This window comes from Micromonospora sp. NPDC049366, from assembly GCF_044466625.1.
Lineage (GTDB): Bacteria > Actinomycetota > Actinomycetes > Mycobacteriales > Micromonosporaceae > Micromonospora.
Genome location: NZ_JBITMV010000007.1, coordinates 200,030 through 224,396 on the forward strand (window position 1 = coordinate 200,030; position 24,367 = coordinate 224,396).

At 72.6% G+C, this 24,367-nt stretch carries 22 protein-coding genes; 10 read left to right on the forward strand and 12 right to left on the reverse strand.

Translation table 11 applies throughout. The features are described from left to right. Positions 1-10: 10 nt before the first annotated feature. The gene (locus ACIBTV_RS12835) at positions 11-409 is read right to left on the reverse strand and encodes a DUF2267 domain-containing protein (protein WP_396704284.1); all 399 of its coding nucleotides are present in this window, start codon (positions 407-409) and stop codon (positions 11-13) included. A gap of 297 nt (positions 410-706) precedes the next feature. On the opposite strand from ACIBTV_RS12835, the gene ACIBTV_RS12840 reads away from it, so the two are divergent. Further along, on the forward strand, positions 707-1,321 hold the full coding sequence (locus ACIBTV_RS12840; RefSeq protein ID WP_396704286.1) for a methyltransferase domain-containing protein: 615 nt from the start codon (positions 707-709) through the stop codon (positions 1,319-1,321). Between the two features lie 30 nt (positions 1,322-1,351). Further along, a complete protein-coding gene (locus tag ACIBTV_RS12845) occupies positions 1,352-1,957 on the forward strand; it encodes a class I SAM-dependent methyltransferase (RefSeq protein WP_396704288.1) in 606 nt (201 codons plus the stop codon). 233 nt (positions 1,958-2,190) lie between these two features. Here the strand turns inward: ACIBTV_RS12845 and eccB are convergent, their stop codons facing one another. Together eccB and ACIBTV_RS12855 are read right to left on the reverse strand one after the other, a co-directional pair. Further along, positions 2,191-3,594, reverse strand: a complete 1,404-nt coding sequence (gene eccB, locus ACIBTV_RS12850; RefSeq protein ID WP_396704290.1) for a type VII secretion protein EccB — start codon at positions 3,592-3,594, stop codon at positions 2,191-2,193. 152 nt (positions 3,595-3,746) lie between these two features. Next, positions 3,747-4,382: a flavin reductase family protein gene (locus ACIBTV_RS12855; RefSeq protein WP_396704292.1), complete on the reverse strand. Its 636-nt coding sequence runs from the start codon at positions 4,380-4,382 to the stop codon at positions 3,747-3,749. Between the two features lie 316 nt (positions 4,383-4,698). Between ACIBTV_RS12855 and ACIBTV_RS12860 the strand changes: the two genes are divergently transcribed. Both ACIBTV_RS12860 and ACIBTV_RS12865 read left to right on the forward strand, forming a co-directional pair. Then, a complete protein-coding gene (locus tag ACIBTV_RS12860) occupies positions 4,699-5,451 on the forward strand; it encodes a spermidine synthase (protein WP_396704294.1) in 753 nt (250 codons plus the stop codon). Between the two features lie 115 nt (positions 5,452-5,566). Beyond that, positions 5,567-7,249: a long-chain-fatty-acid--CoA ligase gene (locus tag ACIBTV_RS12865; protein WP_396704296.1), complete on the forward strand. Its 1,683-nt coding sequence runs from the start codon at positions 5,567-5,569 to the stop codon at positions 7,247-7,249. Positions 7,250-7,323: 74 nt separating this feature from the next. On the opposite strand, the gene ACIBTV_RS12870 is transcribed toward ACIBTV_RS12865, so the two are convergent. Beyond that, the gene (locus tag ACIBTV_RS12870; protein WP_396704298.1) at positions 7,324-8,076 is read right to left on the reverse strand and encodes a dienelactone hydrolase family protein; all 753 of its coding nucleotides are present in this window, start codon (positions 8,074-8,076) and stop codon (positions 7,324-7,326) included. A 132-nt stretch (positions 8,077-8,208) separates the two neighbouring features. After that, a complete protein-coding gene (locus ACIBTV_RS12875) occupies positions 8,209-8,892 on the reverse strand; it encodes a TetR/AcrR family transcriptional regulator (protein ID WP_396704300.1) in 684 nt (227 codons plus the stop codon). A 60-nt stretch (positions 8,893-8,952) separates the two neighbouring features. Here ACIBTV_RS12875 and ACIBTV_RS12880 point away from each other — a divergent pair, with 60 nt between their 5' ends. Continuing rightward, positions 8,953-9,789: an alpha/beta fold hydrolase gene (locus ACIBTV_RS12880; RefSeq protein ID WP_396704302.1), complete on the forward strand. Its 837-nt coding sequence runs from the start codon at positions 8,953-8,955 to the stop codon at positions 9,787-9,789. A 97-nt stretch (positions 9,790-9,886) separates the two neighbouring features. Here the strand turns inward: ACIBTV_RS12880 and ACIBTV_RS12885 are convergent, their stop codons facing one another. Beyond that, on the reverse strand, positions 9,887-11,770 hold the full coding sequence (locus ACIBTV_RS12885) for a Xaa-Pro dipeptidyl-peptidase (RefSeq protein WP_396704304.1): 1,884 nt from the start codon (positions 11,768-11,770) through the stop codon (positions 9,887-9,889). 145 nt (positions 11,771-11,915) lie between these two features. Further along, a complete protein-coding gene (locus tag ACIBTV_RS12890) occupies positions 11,916-12,455 on the reverse strand; it encodes an orotate phosphoribosyltransferase (protein ID WP_396704306.1) in 540 nt (179 codons plus the stop codon). A 146-nt stretch (positions 12,456-12,601) separates the two neighbouring features. Between ACIBTV_RS12890 and ACIBTV_RS12895 the strand changes: the two genes are divergently transcribed. Together ACIBTV_RS12895 and ACIBTV_RS12900 are read left to right on the forward strand one after the other, a co-directional pair. Beyond that, positions 12,602-13,834, forward strand: coding sequence for an epoxide hydrolase family protein (locus ACIBTV_RS12895; protein ID WP_396704308.1), 1,233 nt, complete (start codon positions 12,602-12,604; stop codon positions 13,832-13,834). Between the two features lie 6 nt (positions 13,835-13,840). After that, positions 13,841-14,785: a redoxin family protein gene (locus tag ACIBTV_RS12900; RefSeq protein WP_396704310.1), complete on the forward strand. Its 945-nt coding sequence runs from the start codon at positions 13,841-13,843 to the stop codon at positions 14,783-14,785. 50 nt (positions 14,786-14,835) lie between these two features. Here ACIBTV_RS12900 and ACIBTV_RS12905 read toward each other — a convergent pair whose 3' ends face one another. Then, on the reverse strand, positions 14,836-15,219 hold the full coding sequence (locus ACIBTV_RS12905; RefSeq protein WP_396704311.1) for a hypothetical protein: 384 nt from the start codon (positions 15,217-15,219) through the stop codon (positions 14,836-14,838). 274 nt (positions 15,220-15,493) lie between these two features. Here ACIBTV_RS12905 and ACIBTV_RS12910 point away from each other — a divergent pair, with 274 nt between their 5' ends. Continuing rightward, positions 15,494-15,961 carry a hypothetical protein gene (locus tag ACIBTV_RS12910; RefSeq protein WP_396704313.1) on the forward strand — a complete coding sequence of 156 codons (468 nt, stop codon included), beginning with the start codon at positions 15,494-15,496 and terminating at the stop codon, positions 15,959-15,961. Between the two features lie 68 nt (positions 15,962-16,029). On the opposite strand, the gene ACIBTV_RS12915 is transcribed toward ACIBTV_RS12910, so the two are convergent. Continuing rightward, positions 16,030-16,383, reverse strand: coding sequence for an HAD family hydrolase (locus ACIBTV_RS12915; protein WP_396704315.1), 354 nt, complete (start codon positions 16,381-16,383; stop codon positions 16,030-16,032). A 144-nt stretch (positions 16,384-16,527) separates the two neighbouring features. On the opposite strand from ACIBTV_RS12915, the gene ACIBTV_RS12920 reads away from it, so the two are divergent. Continuing rightward, positions 16,528-17,103 carry a hypothetical protein gene (locus tag ACIBTV_RS12920; protein ID WP_396704317.1) on the forward strand — a complete coding sequence of 192 codons (576 nt, stop codon included), beginning with the start codon at positions 16,528-16,530 and terminating at the stop codon, positions 17,101-17,103. A 412-nt stretch (positions 17,104-17,515) separates the two neighbouring features. Then, on the forward strand, positions 17,516-18,442 hold the full coding sequence (locus tag ACIBTV_RS12925; RefSeq protein ID WP_396704319.1) for an alpha/beta fold hydrolase: 927 nt from the start codon (positions 17,516-17,518) through the stop codon (positions 18,440-18,442). Positions 18,443-18,509: 67 nt separating this feature from the next. Here the strand turns inward: ACIBTV_RS12925 and fxsT are convergent, their stop codons facing one another. Genes fxsT through ACIBTV_RS12940 form a run of 3 tightly spaced genes read right to left on the reverse strand, consistent with a single transcriptional unit; the run spans position 18,510 to position 24,284 of the window. Further along, a complete protein-coding gene (gene fxsT, locus ACIBTV_RS12930) occupies positions 18,510-22,394 on the reverse strand; it encodes an FxSxx-COOH system tetratricopeptide repeat protein (RefSeq protein WP_396704321.1) in 3,885 nt (1,294 codons plus the stop codon). Further along, positions 22,387-23,631: a TIR-like protein FxsC gene (locus tag ACIBTV_RS12935; protein ID WP_396704323.1), complete on the reverse strand. Its 1,245-nt coding sequence runs from the start codon at positions 23,629-23,631 to the stop codon at positions 22,387-22,389. The genes fxsT and ACIBTV_RS12935 overlap by 8 nt, the downstream gene beginning before the upstream one ends. Continuing rightward, a complete protein-coding gene (locus ACIBTV_RS12940) occupies positions 23,628-24,284 on the reverse strand; it encodes a TIR-like protein FxsC (protein ID WP_396704325.1) in 657 nt (218 codons plus the stop codon). Before ACIBTV_RS12940 ends, ACIBTV_RS12935 begins: the two co-directional genes overlap by 4 nt. Between the last annotated feature and the right edge of the window lie 83 nt (positions 24,285-24,367).

Here is a 24,367-nt window from a genome sequence, read left to right on the forward strand (position 1 = left end):
GCTCCCGGGCTCAGCCGTCGTACGGGGCCGGCGGGCGAGGCTCCACACCGCCGTCGAAGCCACGCGGCAGCCGCGCCACCATCTGGTGGAACTCGCCCACCGTGACGGCCTCGCGCAGGGTCGCGAACACCGCGGCCGTGCCCGCCCGCACGCTCACCTCGTCGACCCCGGCCCGCTCCCCCACCCGGCGCAGGAAGTCGGCCGGGCCGGCCGCGGCGTCCGGGGTTCCCGGGCCCGAACCGGCCAGGTAGCCGTCCAGGTCGTCCGGGAGGTGCCCGGCGAGATCGTCCGTCTCGCCGGTGACCCGCTCGGCCATCGTCTGGAGCACGGCGCGAGCGACGGCGACGGCCTGCTCCGGCGGCAGCCCGGACCGCCGGGAGACCGCGTCGATGAAGCGGGGAAAGCGCACGCCGCCCCTCCTGTCGTCACACCGGCCCCGCGCTTACCCCGGCGCCGTGCCGGCAAACGACGGCGCCGGCGACCCCACCGGACCGGGGCGACCGGGTGCCGCGGCGCCAGGACACGGTGAGAGCCCATTGTTGACCAGGACTCCCGTCGCGTACCGACGAGTTCCGTGCTAGAACCAGAAACGATCGTCTGACATACCGATCGGCCCCCAGGGGCCCTCGCGGAGATGCGGCACAGCTCGGGGGACGTCTCCGGTCCGACACCACGCACACTCGGAGACCGTCAAAGGAGCCGGCAGATGAGTCGCGCAGATCAGCGGCGCCCGACCGAGACCGTGGGCGAGGAGTACACCCGGCGGCTGCAACGACTCGGCGGCGCCCGGTGGAAACGGGCCCTCGACGTGCAGGCGCCCTACCGGTGGAACCTGCGCCGGCTGCACCTGGGCCGGACCCTCGACGTCGGTTCGGGGCTCGGCCGCAACCTCGCGAACCTCGACGGCAACGGCGTCGGGGTGGATCACAACCCGACCTCGGTGGCGCACACCCGGGCGGCCGGGTTCGAGGCGTACACGATCGACGAGTTCCACCGCTCCCCGCACGCCCGCCCGGACGCGTTCGACTCGCTGCTCGCCGCCCACCTGCTCGAACACCTGCCGGCCGACGAGGCCAACGACGTGATCGCGTCGTACCTGCCGTACGTCCGGTCCGGTGGCACCGCCGTCTTCATCACCCCCCAGGAGCGCGGCTACCGCAGCGACGCCTCGCACGTACGCTTCGTGGGGTTCCCCGAGGCCGCCGAGACCTGCCGCGCGCTGGGCCTGACCGTGCTGCGGCAGTACTCGTTCCCGTTCCCCCGCGCCCTCGGCCGGGTGTTCACCTACAACGAGTTCGTGACGGTGGCCCGACTGCCCTGACCGTCCGAGTGGGGTGGCTACGGTGGGGGCATGCGCAACCCGACCCGCTGGGCCACCGACACCGGCCCCGAGCACTCGCAGTGGTACGTCGACCGGTTCCGCCGGCTCGCCGCCGAGGGGGTCGACCTGGCCGGCGAGGCTCGCCTGGTGGACGCCCTGGTCACACCGGGTTCACGGATCCTCGACGCCGGCTCCGGCACCGGTCGGGTGGGCGCCGAACTGGCCGCCCGGGGGCACACGGTGGTCGGGGTCGACGCCGACCCGGTGCTGGTCGAGGCGGCCCGGGCCGACCACCCCGGTCCGCGCTGGCTCGTCGCCGACCTGGCCGAACTGGACCTGGCGGCGCTCGGCGAGGAGGAGCCGTTCGACGCGGCCGTGCTGGCCGGCAACGTGCTCGCCTTCGTCGCTCCGCGCACCGAACCGGAGGTGCTGCGCCGGCTCGCCGCGCACCTGCGCCCGGACGGCGTGCTGGCCGTCGGCTTCGGCACCGCCCGGGGCTACCCGCTGACCGCGTTCGACGCCGACGCGGTCGCGGCCGGGCTGCGCCTGGAACACCGCTTCGCGACCTGGGACCTGCGCCCCTGGCGGGACGACGCGGACTTCGCCGTGAGCCTGCTGCGCCGCCCGGCTTCCTGAACCACGCCGCGGCCAGGGTCGGTGCCGTCGAGCCTGTCGAGCTGCCCCAGATCTGGGGCACGTCGCACCGGAGGGGGCTCTGCGGCGGCACGGCGCGGCGTCGGACGTCGGCCTCAACCCGGTGCGGCGCCCCGCCCAGGTCGAGATCATGAGCACGGCGCGGCGTCGGACATCGGCCTCAGCCCGGTGCGGCGCCCCCGCCCAGGTCGAGGTCATGAGCACGGGTCACCCGGTCACCTCCGCCCGGCATCCTGGCCGGCGACGGTGCGGGCCGCCGCCGGGTCGAGCGTCGCACCGGCCGGCACGAGGCTGACCAGGCCCGCCGGCAGCCGGACCGGCCGCACGTCCCGGTAGCCGAGCATGCCCAGCACGGTCGGGTCGGGCAGCGCGTACCGCCGCCCCAGGTCGGTGACCACGGACACCGCGCCGCCGGACGCGCCGGGCGCCGCGACCGCCTCGACGACCACGCCGCGGCCGGGCTCCACCACGACCTGGTCGGCGCGCACGCCGCCCCCGGTGGTCGCGCCGGCGGTGCGCGGCGCGGCAGCGAGGTCCGGCAGCGGTACGCCGACCCGGACCTCCGCCACCCCGGCGTCATCGCCCACCAGGGCGCAGATCCCGCCCGCCGCCACCTCGGCCAGCCGCGGCGGGACGGGCGGCGGGGCGCCCGGACCCTGGGGGGCCAGGTCGGGTGCGGCGGGCAGCCCGGCGAACCGGCCGAGCGCGATCGGCTCCGGCTCCCCCTGGCCGGTGCGGGCCAGCAGCAGGGCGGCCTGCAACTCGGTGACACCGGCCAGCCCGTCGCGGACCACGGCCGCGTACTGCCGCCCGCCGCCGGTGTTGCGCACCACGTAGACGTCCCCGATCCGCGCGTCGGGCACCCGCTCCGAGGTCCGCCCGAGCCCGGGCAGGTCGGGCGGGGCCAGGTCCACGCCGGCCGGCAGCGTGTTGAGCAGCGCCGGCGCGACCGGCACGGCCCGCGCCGGGGTGGTGGCGAGCGCGGCCAGCACCCGGCCGACGTCGCGCACCCGGTGACGGCGCTGCTGCCAGACCAGGTGCAGCCCGCCGTCGGGGTGCCGCAGCAGCAGCGCGTCGCCGCCGAGGGGGCGGCCGCCGGCCGACCCGGTGCCGACCAGCAGCACCGAACGCGGGCCGGACCGGTCGGCGCTCTGCGGCGGCGCCGAACACACCGTCCACGGTGCGGCCGACAGCCGCCCCGGCGCGGGCAGCGAGTCGGGCGCGTCGGCGATGCCCAGTGGTAGGCCGCGCGGGACACCCTCGATGGACCGGCGGGAGACCAGCACCGTCCGCGCCTGCTCCGCGCCGACGATCAGCAGCGCCGACGCGTAGTTGAGCACCGGGTGCAGCTTCTGCTCCCGGTAGACGTACCGGGCACCGGACTCCTTCTCCACGATCACCGCGCCGGTGTCGCGCCAGCCCGTGCCGCCGCCCGCGAACAGCCCGTACAGCGCGAACGCACCGAGGCCGATCGCCGCGACCAGCACGCTGGCCAGGCCCGCACCGGCCAGCCGCCGAAACGGCGACTGCGCCGGGTCGGTCTCCCGCATGACCAAGGCGGCGACCGCCCGCTGGACGGTGAACTGGTACGAGTGCAGCTGGTCCTGCCGCGACGGCATGGGGTCCCTTCCGGTGGGTCGGCCGGGCCACAGGATATGCGCTCCGTCGATGTCCCGAGGACCCTGCGTGTCCGACCACCGTGGACGGGCGCGGTCGCCGCGTCGCCGTCGCTGCTGCTGACCTGGCGGGCCTGACCGCACGTCGTCGGCCGTCAGCGTGACGCCCGGTCGAGCCGGTGTGGCATCTCCCACCCCTCGGCGAGCCGCGACGGGTGGACGTTCCGCCCACCGCCGAAGAACTCGCAGAACTTCATGATCAGCGGGTCCCAGCCGACCGGGTCCACGTAGTGCGTGCCCGGGATCAGCAACTCCTCCTCGACGTGGGCCCGCAGGACCTCGACCTCGAAGGAGGTGGCGTTCGCCGTGCCGGCGAGCGGATGCACCGCGGCGACCCGGCACTCCAACTGGACCGGGCACTCCGCGACCCGGGGCGGCGACACGAGCTCCGACGCCTGCTCGGTCAGACCCGCCACCGCGAACTTCTCCGGCTCGTACCGGTAGCCCTGCCGCGCCTTGCGCTCCGGGACGACCGGCCGGGCGGTGGTGAGCGCGAGCCGGTCCACGGCGTCGACCATCGCCGACGACGGCAGGTTGAGGACGCACTCCCGCTCACGTCGCAGGTTCGCCGACGTCTGGCTGCTGTCGCCCAGGCCCAGCACGCAGGTCTGGTCGAGCCACCAGGCGGAGGACATCGGGGCGAGGTTCGCGGTGCCGTCCTCGTTGCGCGAGCTGATCAGCACCACCGGGGTCCCGAAGTAGAGCACCTTGAGACCCGGAACGACATGCATGATTCGTTCACCTTCCGCGCTTCACGGCACTGGAACGGCGCGCCCTCGGCGGGCGAGCCGCCGTCAACTCTGCGCGGATCGAGCCGGGAAGGCTCGCGGCATTCGGACGTGACGTTACGAGCCGACCCGCGGCCGCGGCGGCGGGGCGGCATGATCCGCACACTTTCGCTGTTGTTGCGGTATCCACCCGGCCTGGACACCGCAATGTCAGGGAAACGGATTGGATCAACCGACGGGAGCCGTCAACGTGACCCCGGGGTCGGTGGTGTGCTGGTCGGTAGCATGCGGCGGGCGGGACGACGGAAAAGGGGACGACGTGGGCGCACGCTTCGAGGAACTGGCCTGGCGGGAGACCCCGATCGGCGCCATCAGCCTGCGCCGGCGACGCGACCCCGCGCTCCAGGTCGACGTGTACGAGGTCAAACTCGACGACGACTTCCTCATGTCCAGCCTCTTCCCCGTCGCGGAGATCGAGCTGGCCCGGCTGGGCCTGGCCGCGCTGAGCGACGAGGACGCGCCCGACGGAGACCAGCCCGACGGCGAGCACACCCTCGACGTGGTGGTGGGCGGCCTGGGCCTGGGCTACACGGCGCGCACCGCGCTCGACGACCGGCGGGTCGGGTCGCTGCTGGTGGTGGAGGCGATCGAGGACGTGATCGACTGGCACCGACGTGGTCTGTTGCCGTTCGCGGCCGGGCTGGCGGACGATCCGCGTACCCGCTTCGTGCGGGCCGACTTCTTCGCCGCCGCCGGTGCGGACGGCTTCGACCCGGACCGGCCCGGTCGGCGGTTCCACGCGGTGCTGCTGGACGTGGACCACTCTCCCCGCAACGTGCTGCACCCGAGTCACGCCGCCTTCTACACGCCGGACGGTCTGCGCCGCCTCGCCGTTCACCTACGCCCGGGCGGGGTGTTCGCGCTCTGGTCGGACGACCCGCCGGACGAGGACTTCTCCCGCGTCCTGGCCGAGGTGTTCGACGACGCGCACGCCCACGTGGTCACGTTTCCGAACCCGCTGACCGGCGGCAAGTCGGCGAACACCGTGTACGTGGCACGGCTCGCGGCCTGACCAGGCGCTCGCTCGGCTGCCGATCGCCGGTTCGGAGACCTACGGTACCGTAGGTTACTGACCCGTAATAGCAGCGAAGGGCGGCCGGCCGCCCGTGGCAGCGAGGAGAGAGCGGATGGACCTGACCGCCGAACGGCCCTGGCTGCGCAGCTACGCCCCCGGGGTGCCGGCGACGATCGACCCGTCCGACGAGTCGCTGGTCGACCTGCTCGCCGACGCCGCCCGCCGCTTCGGCTCGCGTACGGCGCTCGACTTCTTCGGCGCCACCACCACGTACGCCGAACTGGCCGACCAGGTGGACCGGGCGGCCGAGGCGCTGCGCCGCCTCGGCGTCGGCCGGGGTGACCGGGTGGCGCTGGTGCTGCCGAACTGCCCGCAGCACGTGGTCGCCTTCTACGCGGTGCTGCGGCTGGGCGCCGTGGTGGTCGAGCACAACCCGCTCTACACCCGGCAGGAACTGGCCCACCAACTCGCCGACCACGGCGCCCGGGTGGCGGTGGCCTGGGACAAGGTGGCGCCGTCGGTCCTCGGGGCGGCCGAGGTCGAGACCGTGCTGGCGGTCGACCTGACCCGCGCCCTGCCGCGGCCCAAGCGCTGGGCGCTGCGCGTGCCGCTGCCCCGGGTGCGGGAGACCCGCGCGGCGATGACCGGACCGGCGCCCGGCACCCGCTCGTTCGAGCGGCTGCTGGCCGCCACCGGGCCGCTCGCCGCCGACCACCCCGCGCCGGGTCCGGACGACACCGCGCTGCTGCAGTACACCGGCGGCACCACCGGCACGCCGAAGGGCGCGGTGCTGACCCACCGCAACCTGCGCGCCAACGCCGCGCAGGGCCGCGCGTGGGTGCCGGGTCTGCGCGACGGCGCCGAAACGGTGTACGCGGTCCTGCCGCTGTTCCACGCGTACGGGCTCACCCTCTGCCTGACCTTCTCGGTGAGCATCGGCGCGACGCTGGTGCTGTTTCCCCGCTTCGACGTCGACCAGACCCTGGCCGCGGTGCGTCGCCGCCCGCCGACCTTCCTGCCCGCTGTACCGCCGATCTACCAGCGGCTCGCCGACGCGGCCCGCGAGCGTGGGGTCGACCTCGGCTCCGCCCGCTACGCGATCTCCGGCGCCATGGCGCTGCCCCCGGCGACGGTCGAGGTGTGGGAGTCGGTCACCGGCGGGCTGCTGGTCGAGGGGTACGGGATGACGGAGACCTCGCCGGTGGCACTCGGCAATCCCGTCTCCCCGGCGCGTCGCCCCGGCACCGTGGGCGTGCCGTTCCCGTCCACCGAGATCCGGATCGTCGACCCCGAGGACCCGTCCCGGGACCGGGCCGTGGGCGAGCCGGGCGAGCTGCTGATCCGCGGACCGCAGGTGTTCGCCGGCTACTGGCGACGACCGCGGGAGACGGCCGCGGTGCTGCTGCCGGACGGGTGGCTGCGCACCGGCGACATCGTCGTGATGGACCCGGACGGGTTCGTCACGGTGGTCGACCGGATCAAGGAGCTGATCATCACCGGCGGGTTCAACGTCTACCCGTCGGAGGTGGAGGAGGCGCTGCGCCGGGTCCCCGGGGTCCGGGACGCGGCGGCGGTGGGCCTGCCCGGCGACGGCGGCGGCGAGGAGGTGGTGGCCGTGGTCGTCCTCGACGAGGGCTGCACCAGCGACCCGGACGGCATCCGGTTCGCCTGCCGTCGCCACCTCACCGGCTACAAGGTGCCGCGCCGGGTGGTGGTCGTGGACGACCTTCCCCGTTCGCAGATCGGTAAGGTGCTGCGCCGCCAGGTCCGCGACGGCCTCCTCACCGGCGACTGAGCCCGGGCGTCGCCGCTGCCGGTGACCGCCGGCCCGGCGGGGTTCCGCCGGGCCGGGCCGTCAGGGCGTCCCGTTCAGCGCGGGAAGGTGCGGTCGAGCAGGTCGAACACGGCCTTCCAGTGCCGTTCGGTGGCCGACTCGTCGTAGTGCGCGGTGTCCGACATCGTGAAGCCGTGGGCAGCGCCCTCGTACAGCTCGGACCGGTAGCGCACGCCGGCGGCGTCGAGCGTCCGCTCCAGCTCGGCGATCTGCTCGGGGGTCATCGACGCGTCCTGGTCGGCGTGGGCGAAGTACAGCTCACCGGTGACCGAGCCGACCCCCCGGTGCGGGCTGTCCGGCGCGTCGGTGACGACCCGGCCGGCGTGGAAGCTGGCGAGCGCGGCGATCCGGTCCGGGTACGCCTCGATCGCCCGCAGCGCGTTCGTGCCGCCCATGCAGTAACCCACCGTGGCGACCGGCCCGGCCGCGACGTCGTCGCGGGCGGCGAGGAAGTCCAGGTACGCGCCCGTGTCGCGGGTGACGACCTGCGGGGTCAGCTCCCCGATGAGGGGCATGATCTGGTCGAAGATGGCGCCCCGCTGGTCCGGCTCGGCGAGCCGGGACAGGTCGAACAGCGGCGCCCGGCCGGCCCGGTAGAACAGGTTCGGCGCCAGGACCAGGTAGCCGCGCTCGGCGATCCGCTCGATCATCTCGGCGAGTCGGGGGCGCAGCCCGAACGCGTCCATGAACAGCAGCACGGCCGGGAAGGGGCCGTCGCCGTCGGGTCGGGCGAGGTACGCGTCCGCCACCCCGTCCTCGGTCTTGACGTCCACCGTCGTCGTACGCACCCGCAGCCTCCTTCGGTCGCACCGTCCCGTCCGCCGGCGAACGTTACTCCCCCACTAGTTGCCTCACGCAACGAGTCCGGCGGGATCCCATCGCGCCACCGCCGGTCCCCCGTCTGCCCGGCCCGCGCCGCCTCACACCCCGCTGAGCAGCCCGGCGAGCAGGCTGCGCAGCGTCCGGTCGAAGAGGTCCCCCGGGGGCGCCGGGGCCGACGGGGTGGTGAGCGCCGCCGCCAGGTGCGGATACGCCGTGAGGTCCACCGCGGTGAAGCCGACCGGCGGGGCGGCGGTCTCGGTGCGGGCGAAGAGGCTGACGACCCCGGTCATCATCGCGATCGCCTCGAACTTGGCGCTGGCCGCGCACGGCAGCGGCTCCAGCGTCCCGAGGCAGGCGTCGAACCAGGCCAGGCCCTCGGGCCCGATGCCGGAGGGCCGATGGATCACCTCGACCAGCCACGGATGGCGCCGGAACAGCTCCCGTTGCCGGCGGGCCAGCAGCAGCATCCCGTCCAGCCAGTCACCCTCCCCCGTCGGGTGGGGCCGCAGCTCGCCCACCGTCCGGTCGGTCATCAGGTCCAGGAGGTCGTCCCGGGAGGACAGGTAGCGGTAGAGCGAGGCGGCGCTGGCGCCCAGGGCGGTGGCGACGGCCCGCATGGAGACGGCGGCGAGCCCTTCGGCGTCGGCGAGGGCGATGGCCGCGGCGACGATCTCGTCCCGGGTGTGCGTCGGGGTGGGCCCCCGGCTGCCCCGCGCCGGCCGTCCCCAGATCGGCTGGCGGCCGGCACCGCCCTCGCCCGAGTTCGTGGATGCGTCGGTCACCGGACCACTGTAAACTGCAAACGGCGTTCGCAGTTTTAGTTCAGCCGAGAGGGAGTGGCCATGAAGCGGATCACCGCACACGACGGCGCGAGGCTCGCGCTGCACTCGACCGGGGCGGGGCCCGGAATCGTCGTGGTGCACGGCGGCGGGGTGACCATCGACGTCTACCGCCGGCTCGCCGCGCGGCTGGCCGACCGGTTCACCGTGCACCTCTACAACCGGCGGGGACGGGCCGACGCCCCGCCGCGGGTCGAGCCGTACACGCTCGACCAGGACATCGACGACCTCGCGACGGTCCTGAAGCACACCGGCGCCCGCAACGTCATCGGGCACAGCTCCGGTGGCCTCATCGCCCTGCGCGCCGCGCTCCGGCTGCCGATCGACCGGCTCGCGCTCTACGACGCGGCGGTCTCCGTCGACGGCGGCTTCCCCACCGGCTGGCTCGAGGCCGCCCGCGCGGCGCTGCGCGCCGGCGACACCGCCCGCGGCCTGGCCATCTCCGCCGCCGGCATCAACCCGCAGATGCCCGGGTCACGGCTTCCGCTCACGGTCCAGGTCGCGATCGTCCGACTGTTCCTGCGTACGTCGATCGGCCGGACGATGGGCGACCTGCTCCCGATGACCCTGGACGAGACCGAGCAGGTCCGACGCCACGACGGGCCCGCCGCGCAGTGGGCCGGAGTGACGGCCGAGGTGCTCCTGGCCTGCGGCGCCGACGGGCCGCCCTACTACGTCGACCTCGACGAGGCGTTGGCCCGCGCCCTGCCCCACGCCCGGACCGTGCGGATCCCCCGCGGCGGCCACGACGCGATCAACCGGGCGCCCCGCGGGCTGGTCGACACGTTCGCCGCGTTCTTCGCGGCCCCGGTGTCACCGGAGCGGACGGGTCAGCGATGAGGTGTCGCCGCACAGACTGATGGGCGGCCCGACGTGTCGGGCCGCCCATCGCGATGTCGGCCGGCCCGGGGTCGGCGACCCCGGGCCGGCACCCCGGTCAGAAGCCGAGGACGTCCCGGCCGCCCACGACGGGCAGGCGCAGCTCACTGTCGTGCGTCGCCACCCGCAGGGCGGTCCCGCCCAGCGGCAGCAGCGTGTACTCCTGGTCACTGGAGAACACCACCACGCCGATGCGGTGCCCCGCCGGGAAGACGTAGTCCTTCGGCTCCAGGGTCCACCGGTAGTCGTACAGCTTGCCCTGCTTCACCGGCTCGGTGCGCGACACGCTCTTGCGGTTCTGCGGGTCCATCCAGCCGCGGGTGACCACCGTCGGCGCGGCGGTCGACCCGGCCGGGCCGTAGTCGACCAGGTAGACGGTCAGGTTCGCGTCCGGCTTGTTGTCGATCGCCATCCGCAGGCGCATCTCCGGCCGGCCGGAGATCCGCACGTCCTGGCTGAGCACCGGCGAGCGGTACGCGAGCCGGTTGGCGCTCGCCGCGTCCGGGTCGGCCACCAGGGTGTCCGGGTGGATGGTCCGCCCCTCGTCGACGAAGCTCTGCTCGGCCGTGCCCTTCGGCCGCTTGCCGGTGGTCAGGATGCCCGGCTCGGTGGCGCTGGTCGCGCCCAGCTTCACCGCGACCTCGCGGGCCGCCGGGTCCGGCCAGTTGGCGTACGTGGTGTAGACGCGGTCCTCCCGCTGCAGCACCGCGGTCGGCTCATCCATGATCCCGTTGCGGACGTTCCACAGCCAGTAGTCGAACCAGCGGTTCTCCGTCTGCTTGTACGTCCAGGTGCGACCGTCCGGGAGGGTCACCGACGCGTTGTTGCCCGGCCCGCCGTGCCCGCCCTGGTGCAGCCAGATCTTGCGCGGAACGTGCCGCTTGGCGAGCTCGTCCCACCAGCCGGCGAAGTGCTCGGTCTTCACGTTCCAGTCGTTGAGGCCGTGGACGACGAAGACGCTCGCCTCCACGTTCTTCGCGTCGAGGTAGTCCCGGTCCTGCCAGAACGTCGAGTAGTCGCCGGTGACCCGGTCCTGCTCCTCGGTCAGCGCGGCCAGCTCGTCGGCGCAGCGGCCCTCCGCCCGCGCCTGCCCGGCCGTGTACTTCGCCAGGATGTCGGTGTCCTCACCCTGGTAGGTCCCCGGCGCGACGACCAGACCGTTGGCCCGGTAGTAGTCGTACCAGCTGCTGATCGCCGAGACCGGCACGATCGTCTTGAGCCCCCGGACCCCGGTGGTGGCGACCTGGTTCGGCAGCGTCCCGTTGTAGGAGACACCGGTCATGCCGACCGCGCCGGTGGTCCATCCGGCGGTCACCGGGGCGCCGCTGGCGTCGTACCCCGTCGCCCGGCCGTTCAGCCAGTCGATGACCGCCTTGGTGCCGAGCGTCTCGGCCTGGTCCCCGCTGGTCGGGCAGCCGTCCGAGTCGCCGGTGCCGACGCTCTGGCCGAGGACCACCGCGTACCCCCGCGGCACGTAGTAGTCGTCCAGCGAGCCGGGCAGGTTGGCCTTGGCCACCGCACGCTGCGCCTCGACCTCGGTCGCGCGCAGGCCGGACCGGCCGGTCACGCCGTTCTGCGGCAGCTCGTCCACCAGCACGCTCGGGTAGGGCACGTCGCCCCAGGTGCCCTTGCGGTACGGGCTGTGCTCGAAGATGACCGGCACCTTGAAGCCCTGGGTGGCGGTCTCGCGGGGGCGGGAGATGTCGATCGCCACCCGGTCGAGGCGACCGTCGTGGTCGGTGTCGACCGGAGTCTGCACGTACACCCGCTCCTCGATCGCGTCGGCGAGCGAGAAGACCGGCTGGGTCATGCCGTCGGCGACCACGATGCCGGGCGTCGCGGCGGGCGCCGGCTGGGGCGCCGCCGACACCGGTGCCGCGCTCAGCACCAGTGCGCCGGACACGCCGACGCCGAGTAGTGCCAGATAGGGGGTTCGACGCATCCGCGTCTCCCTTCGGTCGGGCTGGTGGCCAGGGTCGGCCAGGGGTGGATCGAAGATCCACTCGCCCGATGCTAGAGGCGGCGACCGCTCCCGTCGATCCCCATCGCAGTCATGCGGACGAATGGTCCACACCGGACCGATCGCGTCACCGCCCCGCCCGGCGGCCGTGGGTCTCCAGGTCGGCACGGGTCAGCAGGGCACGCAGCGTGATGCCCTCGGCGGCCAACGTCTCACTGCCACCCTCCTGCCGGTCGATCACACAGACGGCCGCGTCGACCCGCGCCCCGAGCCGGCGCAGCTCGCCGGTCGAGAGCACCACCTGCCCACCCGAGGTCACCACGTCCTCGATGACGAGCACCCGTCGACCGGCGACGTCCGCCCCCTCCGCCAGGCGGGCGGTGCCGTACGGCTTCGCCGCCTTCCGGACGAACGCGCACGGCAGCCCGGTGTGCCGGCCGAGCGCGGTCACCACGGCGATGCCGCCCATCTCCAAGCCGGCCAGCACCTCGGTGCCGGGCGGCACGAGGGCGACCATCCGCTCGGCGAGCGCGTCCAGCAGGACGGGGTCCGCCTCGAACTGATACTTGTCGAAGTACTCCTCCGCCACCCGTCCGGACCGCAGGACGAACCGCCCACGGAGGCGAGAGGTGGCATCGACCTGACGGGCGAGATCAGCAAGCGTCACGCGGGGATCGTGGCACGCGTACCGCGGGCCCGGGCGCCGGCCCTCCCCCGCCGGCCGGCGCCCAGCGTGTCCGTCCGCGTTTATCGCCACGGAAGTGTGGAAAGCGTCGCGAGCTTCGAAACGGGGCCCTGGAGAGGGAGGCAGGAATGGCGGTCAAGACCGAAGCGCGGCCACGCACCGCGGAGATCCGGCCGTTCACCGTGCAGATTCCCGACGCCGACCTCGCGGACCTGCGCCGGCGCATCGCGGCCACCCGATGGCCGGAGAAGGAGACCGTCCCGGACCAGTCGCAGGGCCCGCAGCTGGCGACGGTCCAGGCCCTCGCGCGCTACTGGGAGAAGGAGTACGACTGGCGCACGGTCGAGGCGCGACTGAACGCTGTGCCGCAGTTCCTGACCGAGATCGACGGGCTGGACATCCACTTCATCCACGTCCGGTCGAAGCACGAGGACGCGCTGCCGCTCATCGTCACGCACGGTTGGCCCGGCTCGATCATCGAACAGCTGAAGATCATCGGGCCGCTCACCGACCCGACCGCGCACGGGGCGAGCGCCTCGGACGCGTTCCACCTGGTCATCCCGTCGATGCCGGGCTACGGCTTCTCCGGCAAGCCGACCCAGCCGGGATGGGGGCCCGAGCACATCGCGCGCGCGTGGACCGAGCTGATGAGGCGCCTCGGTTACACACGGTTCGTGGCGCAGGGCGGCGACTGGGGCGCGATCATCACCGATCTGATGGGCGTGCAGGCGCCGCCGGAACTGGCCGGCATTCACGTCAACATGCCCGGCGCGGTGCCACCCGACATCGACGCGCTCTTCCAGTCCGACACCACCGGGGCGAACAACGCGTCCGGCAAGCTGCCGTCGGGGCTCTCACCTGAGGAGAGACGCGCGTGCGAGCAGTTGGACTTCGTCTGGAAGCATGTCGCTTACGGGCTCATCATGGCGACGCGCCCGCAGACGCTGACCGCGCTCGCGGATTCGCCAGTCGGTCTCGCGGCCTTTCTGCTCGACCACGACGCGGCCAGTCTCGCGCTGATCTCCCGGGTGTTCGCCGGGCAGTCCGAGGGCCTCACCCGCGACGATGTTCTCGACAACATCACGCTCTTCTGGTTGACGAACACGGCTGTCTCCGCGGGACGTCTCTACGCCGAGAACAAGCTCTCCTTCTTCGCCACGAAGGGGGTGTCCCCCACCGTCCCCGTCGCCGTGAGCGTCTTTCCCGACGAGCTCTACCAGGCCCCGAGGAGCTGGGCCGAGCAGGCATATCCCCAGCTCATCCACTACAACAAGCTCGACCGGGGCGGGCACTTCGCGGCCTGGGAACAGCCGCGGCTGCTGTCCGAGGAGATCCGCGCCGGCTTCCGGTCGCTGCGCTAGGCGACCATGGCCAGCCCGCACCTGCCACGACTCGACGGGGCGACCGGATGGCTCAACTCGCCGCCGCTCGACCCCGCCCAGCTGCGCGGCTCCGTCGTCCTGGTGAACTTCTGGACCCTGACCTGCATCAACTGGCTGCGTCAGGAGCCGTACGTCCGTGCCTGGTCGCAGGCCTACCGGGACGACGGGCTGGTGGTCGTCGGCGTCCACACGCCGGAGTTCTCCGTCGAACACGACGTCGACCAGGTGCGCCGGGCCATCGCGGCCCGCGGCATCGACTATCCGGTCGCGATCGACAACGGGTACGCGGTCTGGAACGCCTTCGACAACCAGTACTGGCCGGCGCTGTACTTCGTCGACACCGACGGGGTCATCCGGGACGAGCACTTCGGCGAGGGGCGCTACGACGAGTCGGAGCGGGTCATCCAGCGGCTCCTCGGCATCGAGCGCTCGCCCGTCCCGGTGCGCGGTCTCGGTGTGGAGGCGGAGGCCGACTGGTCGCACCTGCGCACGCCGGAGACGTACCTGGGCTACGCGCGCGGTGAGCACTTCGCCTCACCGGACGGCGTCGCGCACGACGAGGGCGCCACGTACGCGCCGCCCGACGAGTTGCCCCGCAACCACTGGGCCCTCGCCGGGGTGTGGACGATCGGCGCCGAGCGGGCGGCGCTCGACCGGGCCGGGGGCAGCGTGGCCGTCCGCTTCCACGCCCGCGACGCGCACCTCGTGCTCGCGCCCGCCGGGCCGGCGCCCATCCCGTTCCGGGTGCTTCTCGACGGCGAGCCGCCGGGCCCGTGTCACGGCGTCGATGTCGACGAGAACGGCGTCGGCCAGGTCGAGGACGCCCGCCTCTACCAGCTCGTCCGCCAACGGGACACGGTCCGAGATCGGACTTTGGAGATCACCTTCCAGGGGCCGGGCGTCGAGGCGTACGCCTTCACCTTCGGCTAGCCGGGTGCGGGCCCGCCGGCCCCGGGGCTCGTCACGGCGGGGCCCCCGGATCAGAAGTTGACCGTGACTCCGGCGGTCTTGCACGCGGCGGTCAGGTCCGTACCGGCCTTCTCGAACGCGGGGTTGTCGGCGGCGGCCGCCGGGTCACCCGCGGCGGCCGCCTTGGCCGCCTCCGCGCCCATCCGGTTCAGGGCGTCAGCCACCTTGCCGTCGCCGCCACCGGGCGTCAACGCCGCCAGCTTGTCGTGGAGGTCGGTCAGCATCTTCCGGTACACCTCGGCCGACGGCTCGTTGCCGGACTGCACGGCGGCGATGAGCGCCTTCTTCATGTCCTGCCCCGCCTTCTCGGCAGACTCGCAGAGCGTCTTCTCGTCCACCGTGACCGGTGCCCGACCCGCCGCCGGGGAGGACGCCGCCGCCGAGGGGGAAGCCACGGCCGAGGTGGGAGCGACCGCGGATGCGGAGGCGGACGGCGACGACGCCGCTGGGGTCGCGGCCTCCTCGCCACCACAAGCGGCGAGAGCCAGCGCGGCGGCGGAGATCAACGCGATCGAGACAAGGCGAGAGCGATTCACGGACGCGGACGCTAGCCGATGTTCACGTAATGATCAATTCCCGGCCACCCTGCGCCCACCCCGCCCTCCTCGGCGTCCCCGCCACCACTCCATTTCAGTTGCGGCACGGGGTGGTGGCGGATCGAATACCGACATGAGCAGATTCGCGGAAGTCGTCGTACTGGCCGCCGACGCGCACGAGGTCATGGCCCCGCTGACCCGCGACAACGACGGCACCCGTCCGTGGCACAACGTCTTCGTGCCGATCGAGAGTCAGTGGCCGGGCTCGTTCGGCCGGGGCTGGGCGGCCGAGTTCACGCACCGACGCCACTGGACCGGGCTGCTGGACCACCTCGAGACACTCCCCTGGCCCCGCCCGGAGTCCGTGCAGGTGCTGATCCACGACGAGGAGGACGACTGCTTCGGCCTCTGGATGATGTACGACGGCAAGCTGGTCGAGGTGCCGCTGCCGCGCACCGAGCGGCACGGTCAGGGCACGACGGCGAGTTGCGACTCGGTCCTGTACCGGACCGACGGCAGGGCCGGTGTGCCCGCCGAGCCGGCCGTGAGCCACTCCGGCGAGCGACCCCCCGGTGGCGATCGGCGCGAGCAGCAGCGGTGACGCCGGGGCGTTCGATCGACGTGCGGGGTGCCCCATGCCGCCGGTGTCCGTCGTCGGCGACGGGCCCGTCAGACGTCTGGGCGCAACCTCGGATCAGCGGACTCGCACAGCAGAGCGGGCAGGTCGGCGAGGCTGGCGATCGTCGGCCCACCCCAGCTCGGGTCGGTGTCGTTGTGCTCCGTGGTCCGCAGGACGGTCATGCCGACCGCCGCCGCACCGGCCGGCTCGCCGTCCGCGCCGTCACCCACGTAGACGCACTCCGCCGGCGCGACGCCCAGCCGCCCGGCCGCGGCGTGGAAGATCGCCGGATCGGGCTTGGCCAGCCGGACCTCGGAGGAGAAGACCGCGACGTCGAAGCGGCGGGCCAGCCGGCTCCCGCCGGGACATCCTAAAGGGATCGTCACCGCGGTCGAGCTCGCCATGCGTCTGACATCGGAGGATGGGCGAGCCCGCGGAGATGGAGATGCGGGCCGCCGCCCACCGCGGCGGGCACGGGCTCGCGAGGCTGGGCGAGTCTCGGTCGCATGGCAGACTGGTGGCCGGTCTGGCCTCGATGGGAGCGTGACGTGACAGCGGCCGTGATCACCGCCAGCGCGAGCATCGTGGTCGCGGTGCTGGCCTTCGTACTCAATCAGCGTGCCCAGATCCGAGCCGATCGTCGGCGGGCGAGGTCCGATCGAGTCGCCGGCCAACTGCGCGACCTCTACGGTCCGCTGCACGCCCTTGTCGACGTCAACGAACGTCTCTGGCAGGCCCTCCACGCGGTCGACCTTCCGGGCCGGGAGCAGCGTCGATCCGACGGCGCCCTGACCCACGACCAGCAGGAGCAGTGGACGCGCTGGCTCCATCACGCGCTCATGCCAGCCAACATCAAGATGCGCGATCTCATCATCGGCCACGCCGACCTGGTGATCGAGGACGGCATGCCGGAGCCGCTGCGGGCGTTCTGCGCCCACGTCGCCGCCTATGAGGTGATGCTGTCCGATCGGGAGTCGGCTGTCGGTGAGCGGCGGCAGGCTCTGATCGGGCACCCTGGCGCCCCGTACGTCGACTATGTCCGACGGTCGTTCGAGGCATTGAAGCGTGAGCACCACCAGCTGATGGCGACGCCACGATCCCGCGAGGACACCGCCGCCGGTTGAGCGCGGCACCAATTGTCCGCCGCGCCGGATCAGTGCCGATAGTTAGCTGTGTCTGATTGCCCAGCATGGGCATTGCGGGACGCCTCCGCGCCGGCCTCCCGCAGCGAGAATCCGCCTGTCAGCGGCCCGCAGCGCGCTGCCGCCACGAGCGGTGGAGGGACCCGGATCACGCTCCGCTGATCCACGAGATCCCGTTCGTATCCCCTGGTCAGCAGGGCAGCGGTACCGGCCGCACCCACCCGGAACCGGTGTGGCGTGTCTCTCCGGTCTGCTGGTGCACCAACCTCGATAGACGATACGCTGACCCCCCTGGGGTCGGTCCGTCGCAATCGACGGGGAGCCTCAGCCGAGGCGGTGAGTGCTGGTGTGCCCACCGACACCGCCTCCCAGGAGGTTCGAGGGAGGGCACCGGGTGTCACAGGAGCGGCCGACTGAGTGGGACGTCCCACTGGACGACCGAACCCTCGCCGTCGAGACCTCCGGGAAAGCGGACGGTTTTCCCGTCTTCCTGATGCACGGGATGCCCGGCAGCCGCAGCGGCCCGAAACCGCGGACCATGATCCTGCACCTGCTCGGCATCCGGCTGATCTGCTACGACCGGCCCGGCTACGGCAGGTCGACCCGTCATCCCGGGCGACGCGTCGCCGACGCCGCCCTGGACGTGCGGGCAATCGCCGACCACCTCGAGTTGGACAGATTCGCCGTGGTCGGCCGTTCCGCCGGCGGGCCGCACGCCCTCGCCTGCGCCGCCAGTGACCTGTTCACCGACCGGCTGACCCGGGTCGCGGTCCTGGTCTCCCCGGCTCCCACCGACGCACCCGGCCTGGATTGGTACGCCGGCATGGCCCCCTCCAACGTCCAGGCGTACCGGGAGGCGATGTCCGATCGGCGCCGGCTGATCGAATCGCTGACGATCCGGGCCGACCGCACGAGGCGGGACCCGGCGAGCGTGGTCAGCTTCATCGACGGCGAGTTGAGTGCCGCCGACCGCAATGTGGTCGAGGATGTCGCGCTGCGCCGCCAACTGATCGAGAGCTACGCCGAGGCGGTGCGGTTCGGCGCCGACGGGTGGATCGACGACGCGCTGGCGCTCAGCCAGGACTGGGGCTTCGTCCCGTCGTCGATAAAGGTGCCGGTCCGGCTCTGGCACGGCGCCGAGGACGCTTTCTCGCCGGTCACCCACACCCGCTGGCTCAAGTCGCAGATCCCGCACGCGGAGTTCGAGGAGCAGCCCGGGGTGGGCCACTTCGCCGCCATGCTGATCCTGCCGGACATCCTCGCCTGGCTCGCCACCCCGCAGCCGGAACTGGTGGACGCCCGCCCGGCGCACCCCGCCTAACCCGAGCGACCAGGCCGCCCCGACGGGCCCGGGCGGTCCGACGTCCACCCGGGCCGGCAAAGGCGGATCAGAAGGGGTGCGGGTCCAGCACCCGGTCGAGCAGCTTGCGGTGGCCCAACGCCCGCACGTCCGGATGGCTGCCGCCGATACGCTCGGCCAGCTCCGCCACGGCCGACTCCAGCTCCTCCGACCCGGAGTCCGGCTCGCGCAGCCTCCGGATCACCGCCAGGTTGCCCGCCGCACGCAGAGTGTCCGGGTGCCGGGGGCCGAGCACCGTACGCATCACCTTGTGCAGGTTGGCGACCAATTCGAACGCCTCGGCGAGATCGCCGGTCTCCGCCTTGCAGATCGCCAGGTTCATCTGGGCGGCGAACACGAACGGGTGCTCCGGGTGCAGCATCTCGCTCAGTCCGCTGACCGCGACCTGGGCGGACGTACGCGCGGCCTCCCGGTGCCCCTGCGCCCGGGCCGCCGCCGACAGGTTGTTCTCGCAGATCAACGTATGCGGGTGGCGGGGACCGAGCAGCGCCCGGTAGACGGCCTGCACCGCCCGCAACTCCTCCTCGGCACCAGCGGCGTCGCCGAGCGCCAGCCGGTTCGTCGCCCGACTCAGCCGGGCCGCCAGCGTGTCCGGGTTGTCCTCGCCGTACGTCGCGCGCAGCGCGTCGTACGCGGGGTCGAGCAACCGCGCCGCCTCGGCCGACCGGCCGACGGCTCGCAGCGCCACCCCCAGGTTCGTCTGCGCGCCCAATGTGGCCAGCGCGTTCGGCCCGGACAGGCTCTGATAGTCGGCCAAGGCCTCCTGCGACTGCACGAGCGAACGCTCGTACTCACCGGCCTCACGCAGGTCGCGCGCCAGGTTCACGGCGGAGGCGAGGGTCCAGTGGTTGATGCGGTTGCGCGACCTCCGGCGCAGCTCGTATACCTGCTCGTCGAGCCGCTGCGCCTCCGTCACCTGGCCCGCCAGCCGCATCGAGGTGGCGAGGTTGTTCAGTGCGGTGACCGCACGCGGGTGAGTTTCCCCGTAGTACCGCGCCCACATCCGGTAGGTTTTCTGGTCCCGGTTCAGGGCCTCGCCGTACCGGCCCAGGCCGCGCAGGTCACCGGCCAGGCCACCCGCGGTCATCAGCGCGTCCTCGCTCGTGTCGCCGAGCAGCTCCTGCTGCTCGGCGAGGGTCTCCTCGTCGTACGTGTGGGCCTGCTGGAAGTGGCCCTGGGAGCGCAGGATGTTGCCGTAGTTGAAGCGCAGCCGCAGCAGCGGCGGGCGCAGCATCCCGCGCTCCTCGGCATCGGTGCTCGACCCGAGCCGGTCGGTCCACGCCGCGAGGATCCGCTCTGCCAGGTCGCGCGCCTGGCCGAACACGCCCCGCAGCCAGATGTAGCGGACCCGCTCGACCAGCAGCTCCAGCACGGCCGGGTCGTCGGAGTCGAGCGCGGCGCGCATGGCCTCCTCGGACTCCTCCAGGTGCGGCCAGAGCATCCGGAACCGCTCCCAGCTGTCCACCACGTCCACGTCGCTGTCCGGACGGGCGGCGGCCAGGGCGCTGATCACCTGCCGGCGGATGGTCTGCTGCTCCTCCTCGGTCATCCGCCGCTGCACGGCGTCGCGCAGGAGCCGGTGGATCTCGACCTGCTGGGCCCGGTCATCCACCCGTAGCAGCGCCAGCTGGTTGATGCGCTGGATCAGCCTCGCGGCACCCGACCGGGTCGGCACCGACGGGTCGGTCCGCCGCAGCAGCTCTCCGATGCCCCTGCTGTTCAGCAGTTCGATGGAGACCTTCACCGACAGCACCGAACAGATCTCCAGCAGACGGTACGCGCCCGGCGAGTCCTGCTTGAGCCGGTCCAGCGACGGCCCCCAGGTGTCCAGGGAGGCACCCTGCTCGGCCAACTGGGCCAGGTAGTCGTCCACCCGGATGCCGCTGTCCGCCATCAGGGCGCCGCCGAGGGAGAGCGCCAGCGGCAGGTCACCGAGAGCTTCGGCGACCCGATCGGCGTCCCGCCGGGAGATGCCGCGCACCTGCTGCTGCAGGTGCGCGATGCTCTCCTCCCGGCTGAACGGAATGATCTCGACCGTCTGCGCGCTCTCCTCCCAGGTCTTCTCCCGGGCGGTGATGATGATGTGGCCCCGTCCGCCCTGGGGGAGAAACTTCTCGATCGCCCGGTAGTTCGCGACGTTGTCGAAGACCAGCAGCCAGCGCGGGTAGCGGTCGCCGCGGACCAGCGTGTCATGCACCTGGCGGATCGCGGCCGGGATGTTCGCCGCCTCGGGCAGGCCCATCCGCTCGCCGAGGTCGACCAGCGTCGAGTCGACGAAGATCTGGGGATCGGCTTCGATCCAGAACACCAGGTCGTACGCCGTCCGGAAACGGTGAACGTACTCCAGGGCGATCTGGGTCTTGCCCACGCCACCCATCCCCCGCAGCGCGACCAGCGAGTAGCCGCGGCTGGCGCCGGACTGGAGCAGGTGCCGCAGCCGGCGTAGGTCCTCGTCGCGCCCGGTGAACTGGACGTTGACCACGGGCGTCTTCTGCAACTCCGGGCCGATGCCGGGGTAGCGGGCGCCGGTCGCCGTCATCGCCTCGTCGGCGGAGAGCTCGACCCGGCCGACCAGCCGCAGCAGGCTCGCCGCCGCGTCACTCGCCCTCGTCAGCCCGTTGAGGAAGACCGACGTCTCCGCCGCGAACTCGGGCAGCGGCATGACATCGTCCACGTACACGGCGAGCGGGGTGCCCGAACCCGGGCGCTCGGCCGGCGGCAGCGCGCCCGGCGGGGTCTCCGCGTACGCCGTCGAGACGACGGTCAGCGTCCGGGTCGGGCTGCCGTCCCGGCCGGCATTCGTCGTTCCGCCGTCGATGACCTGGATCCCGACCAGGGAGAGGATCCGCTCGATCCACTCCGCCCAGGCCTGGTCCTTCGGGGCGTACCGCAGCAGAATCTCCCCCTGCGGCAGGAACCGCTTGCGCTCGAACTGGGACCGGAGCTGGACGCGCGCGGCCTCGTCCAACCGCGGCAGCGACCGGACCCCACCCTCCGTGATGGCCGAGGTGAGTCGCTCGTACGCCGAGAGCATCGCCCGGTCCGTGCCGAACGTCGCCAGCGTCTCCTCGTAGGCGTAGTAGGCCACGTACGGCACCTCGACCTCGGCCCAGTAGTCGCGCCGGTCCGCCTCGCTCAGCCCGGCGGGCAATCCCGCGAAACGGTGCATGGCGAGCGCCCGTCCGGCGTTGGCCTTGTCCTGCTCGGCCGGGTCCACCCGCATCGGGGCCGGCAGGACGCGGATGCGCCGGTTGGTGTACCGGTTCGTCACCTCGCGGGCCACCCGCGCCGCACCCTCGATCCCCTGGTCGCTGAAGGTGAAGCAGTCCACCAGCACGTCCGGCAGGTGGATGGTGCAGATGCTGGCCACGTCGCTGAGCCCGGTCCGGCTGTCGATCAGCGTGTAGTCGTAGTTGCGCCGCATGTCCGCGCGCAACGCGTCGATGAACGCCGCCCCGCCCAGCCCGTCGTAGAAGACGTCCCAGTCCAGCCCGCTGATCCCGGCGGCATAGTCCTGGTTCTGCCGGCCCGCGGAGAGGAAGTCGAGGCTGCCCCCGCCGGGGAACGTGTAGTTCAGCGAGAACGCGAAGTGCCGCACCCGCGCGAACTCCGCCTCCCAGCCGTCGGGCAGGGACCGGCTCTTCGGCAGCCCGTCGGCGTCCTTCGCCGAGGCCTGGTTCTCGAAGCCGCGGATCATGTCGATGACCCCGCCGGTGCCGGGCAGGACGGTCAGGTCGATGAACGGGTGGTAGAACCGGTGCAGACCGGGAGACTCCAGGTCCCAGTCGGCGACCAGCACCCTCTTGCCGTTCGCCGCCAGGATCCAGGCCACGTTGGCCAGCGCCATGGTCCGGCCGGTGCCACCCTTGAACGAGTAGAACGTGACCACCTGGCCGTTGCGATCGTCAGTCATCGTTCCTCTTCTGTGCCGGGGACGGGCCGTCCGACGGTTCGGGCCGGGCAAGCTGCGGTCGCCGGACCCGGGGCCGGTCCGACGGAACGACGGGGGCGTTCTTGAGGAACTGACGGCGCGCCTCGGTCACCAGCTCCGGCATGATCTGGACGAACTCCGGCAGCTGGGTGACCCGCTTCGCCGGCGGCCGGTTCGCCACCTGGAGCATCCGTGCGACCCGGTCGGCGAAGCGGCTGCCCTCGGCGGCGGTCAGTGGATCGTCCCCGTTGAGCACCATCAGCGGGATCACCCAGCGGGGCAGACGCTTCAGCACGAGAGCCAGATCGTGCTCACCGGCGCTGTCGCTGACGATCCACGGGTCGATGAGCAGCACCGACGGACAGCGGGCCATCAGGTCACCGGCGGCGGCGAAGCTGGTGATGTGGGTGGCCAGACCAAGCCGCTCGGCCGTACTGGCCACGTACTTGGCGGCGGGCAGCGCCTGGTCCTCGCCGAACGGACGCCACTGCTCGCTGTGCTCCGCGTAGACCCCGGGCTCCCGGTCGGCCGGCACCTCGGCCCGGGTCGGCGCGGCGACGACGGCGACGAACTGGGCGTCCGCCCGCGAGGTGTGGCGCGCCTCGGCCACCTTCGGCACCACCGAGGGGGGCAACGGGTGCCGCTGCGCGATCTGGGTGACCTCCGTCGCGATCCGGCTCAGGACCTCCTCGTACGCCGGACGGTAGCCGGCCAGCATGCAGAGCGCCCGCAGCCCGTTCTCGGCGTAGCCGGCGACGTCACCGGCGAGCTCGAGCGCTTCGCGGGTCTCGGCCGTCTGGTCCCAGGACGGGAGCGGGATCCACAGCACCGGGACGATGTGCCGGTACTTCTCGGCGACCGGAGACGCCTTCAACCGGCGACGGAACGCCTCCAGCTCACCGAGCGGCCAGGAGTTGCTGAGATAGGCGGGCGAGTAGAGCGGCACGAAGACCTGGGTGTTGCCGAGCGCGGCGGTCAGCGTCTGCTCCCAGTCGGCGCCGGAACCCAACTGCGCGTCGAAGAACCCGACCTGCCGGTCGTCCGGTGCGGAGATCCGACCGCGGATCGCGTCCGACAGGTCGTCGAAGAAGACCTTGACCCACCGGTCGGGATCCAGGCGGGGATCCTCCAGCATGGGCGCCGAGTGGGCGTAGCTGAGGAAGAAGTAGGTGCCCTGCTCGATCGCCACCGGTGCCGCGGCCGCCCCGATCCCGGTCATGTGCCCCTCCTGGAGAACTTCCGGGCGAGCCCGTTGGGTGCGGTCAGGACCCGCGGCTCGACCCAGTGCGACCGGGACAGCTCGACGATGCGCTGGGCAAGCTTCCAGATCACGACATCGCTGGCGTCGTCCTTCATGGAGAGGAGCCCGTACAGGCCCTCCTGGTGGTAGCTCGGGACCACGTTCTCGTCGGGAGCGCCGTCGGGAGCGAACCATTGGAGGCGGTCGGGCGGCTCGCAGGAGTCCGCGGGCGCCCAACTCACCGGCAGGATGCAGGACTCGTGGGTGGGCCGGCCGTCGCGGCGCACGATGGCGCGGCTGGCGAACAGGTTCCACTCCATCGCGCACCACTCACTGTCCAGGTAGGCCGGAGACAGCAACGCGACGAAGACCTGACAGGTGCCGACGGCCTCCAGCAGCTCCGGGGTCCACCGCTCGCCGCCGCGCATGTTCCGGTTGATGAAACCCGGGTCGGCACCCGCCGGTCGGCTCACCAGGGCGTTCACGTGGATCGACAGCTCGGTGAAGAGGCGTAGGGCATTCGTGTTGGCCTCCCGCCGGCCACCCGTCGCCCGCGTCGGCGGCTTGATCACGGCATAGCTGACGAAGAACAGTGGAGCGAACGGATCGTCCACCACCCTGCCGTCGTCCAACTGCCGTTCTCCCGCCCTCGACCGCGGGGTTCACCCGCTCCCGTCGCCCAAGGTAAGCACACCGGCACCGGCGGGTCTATACC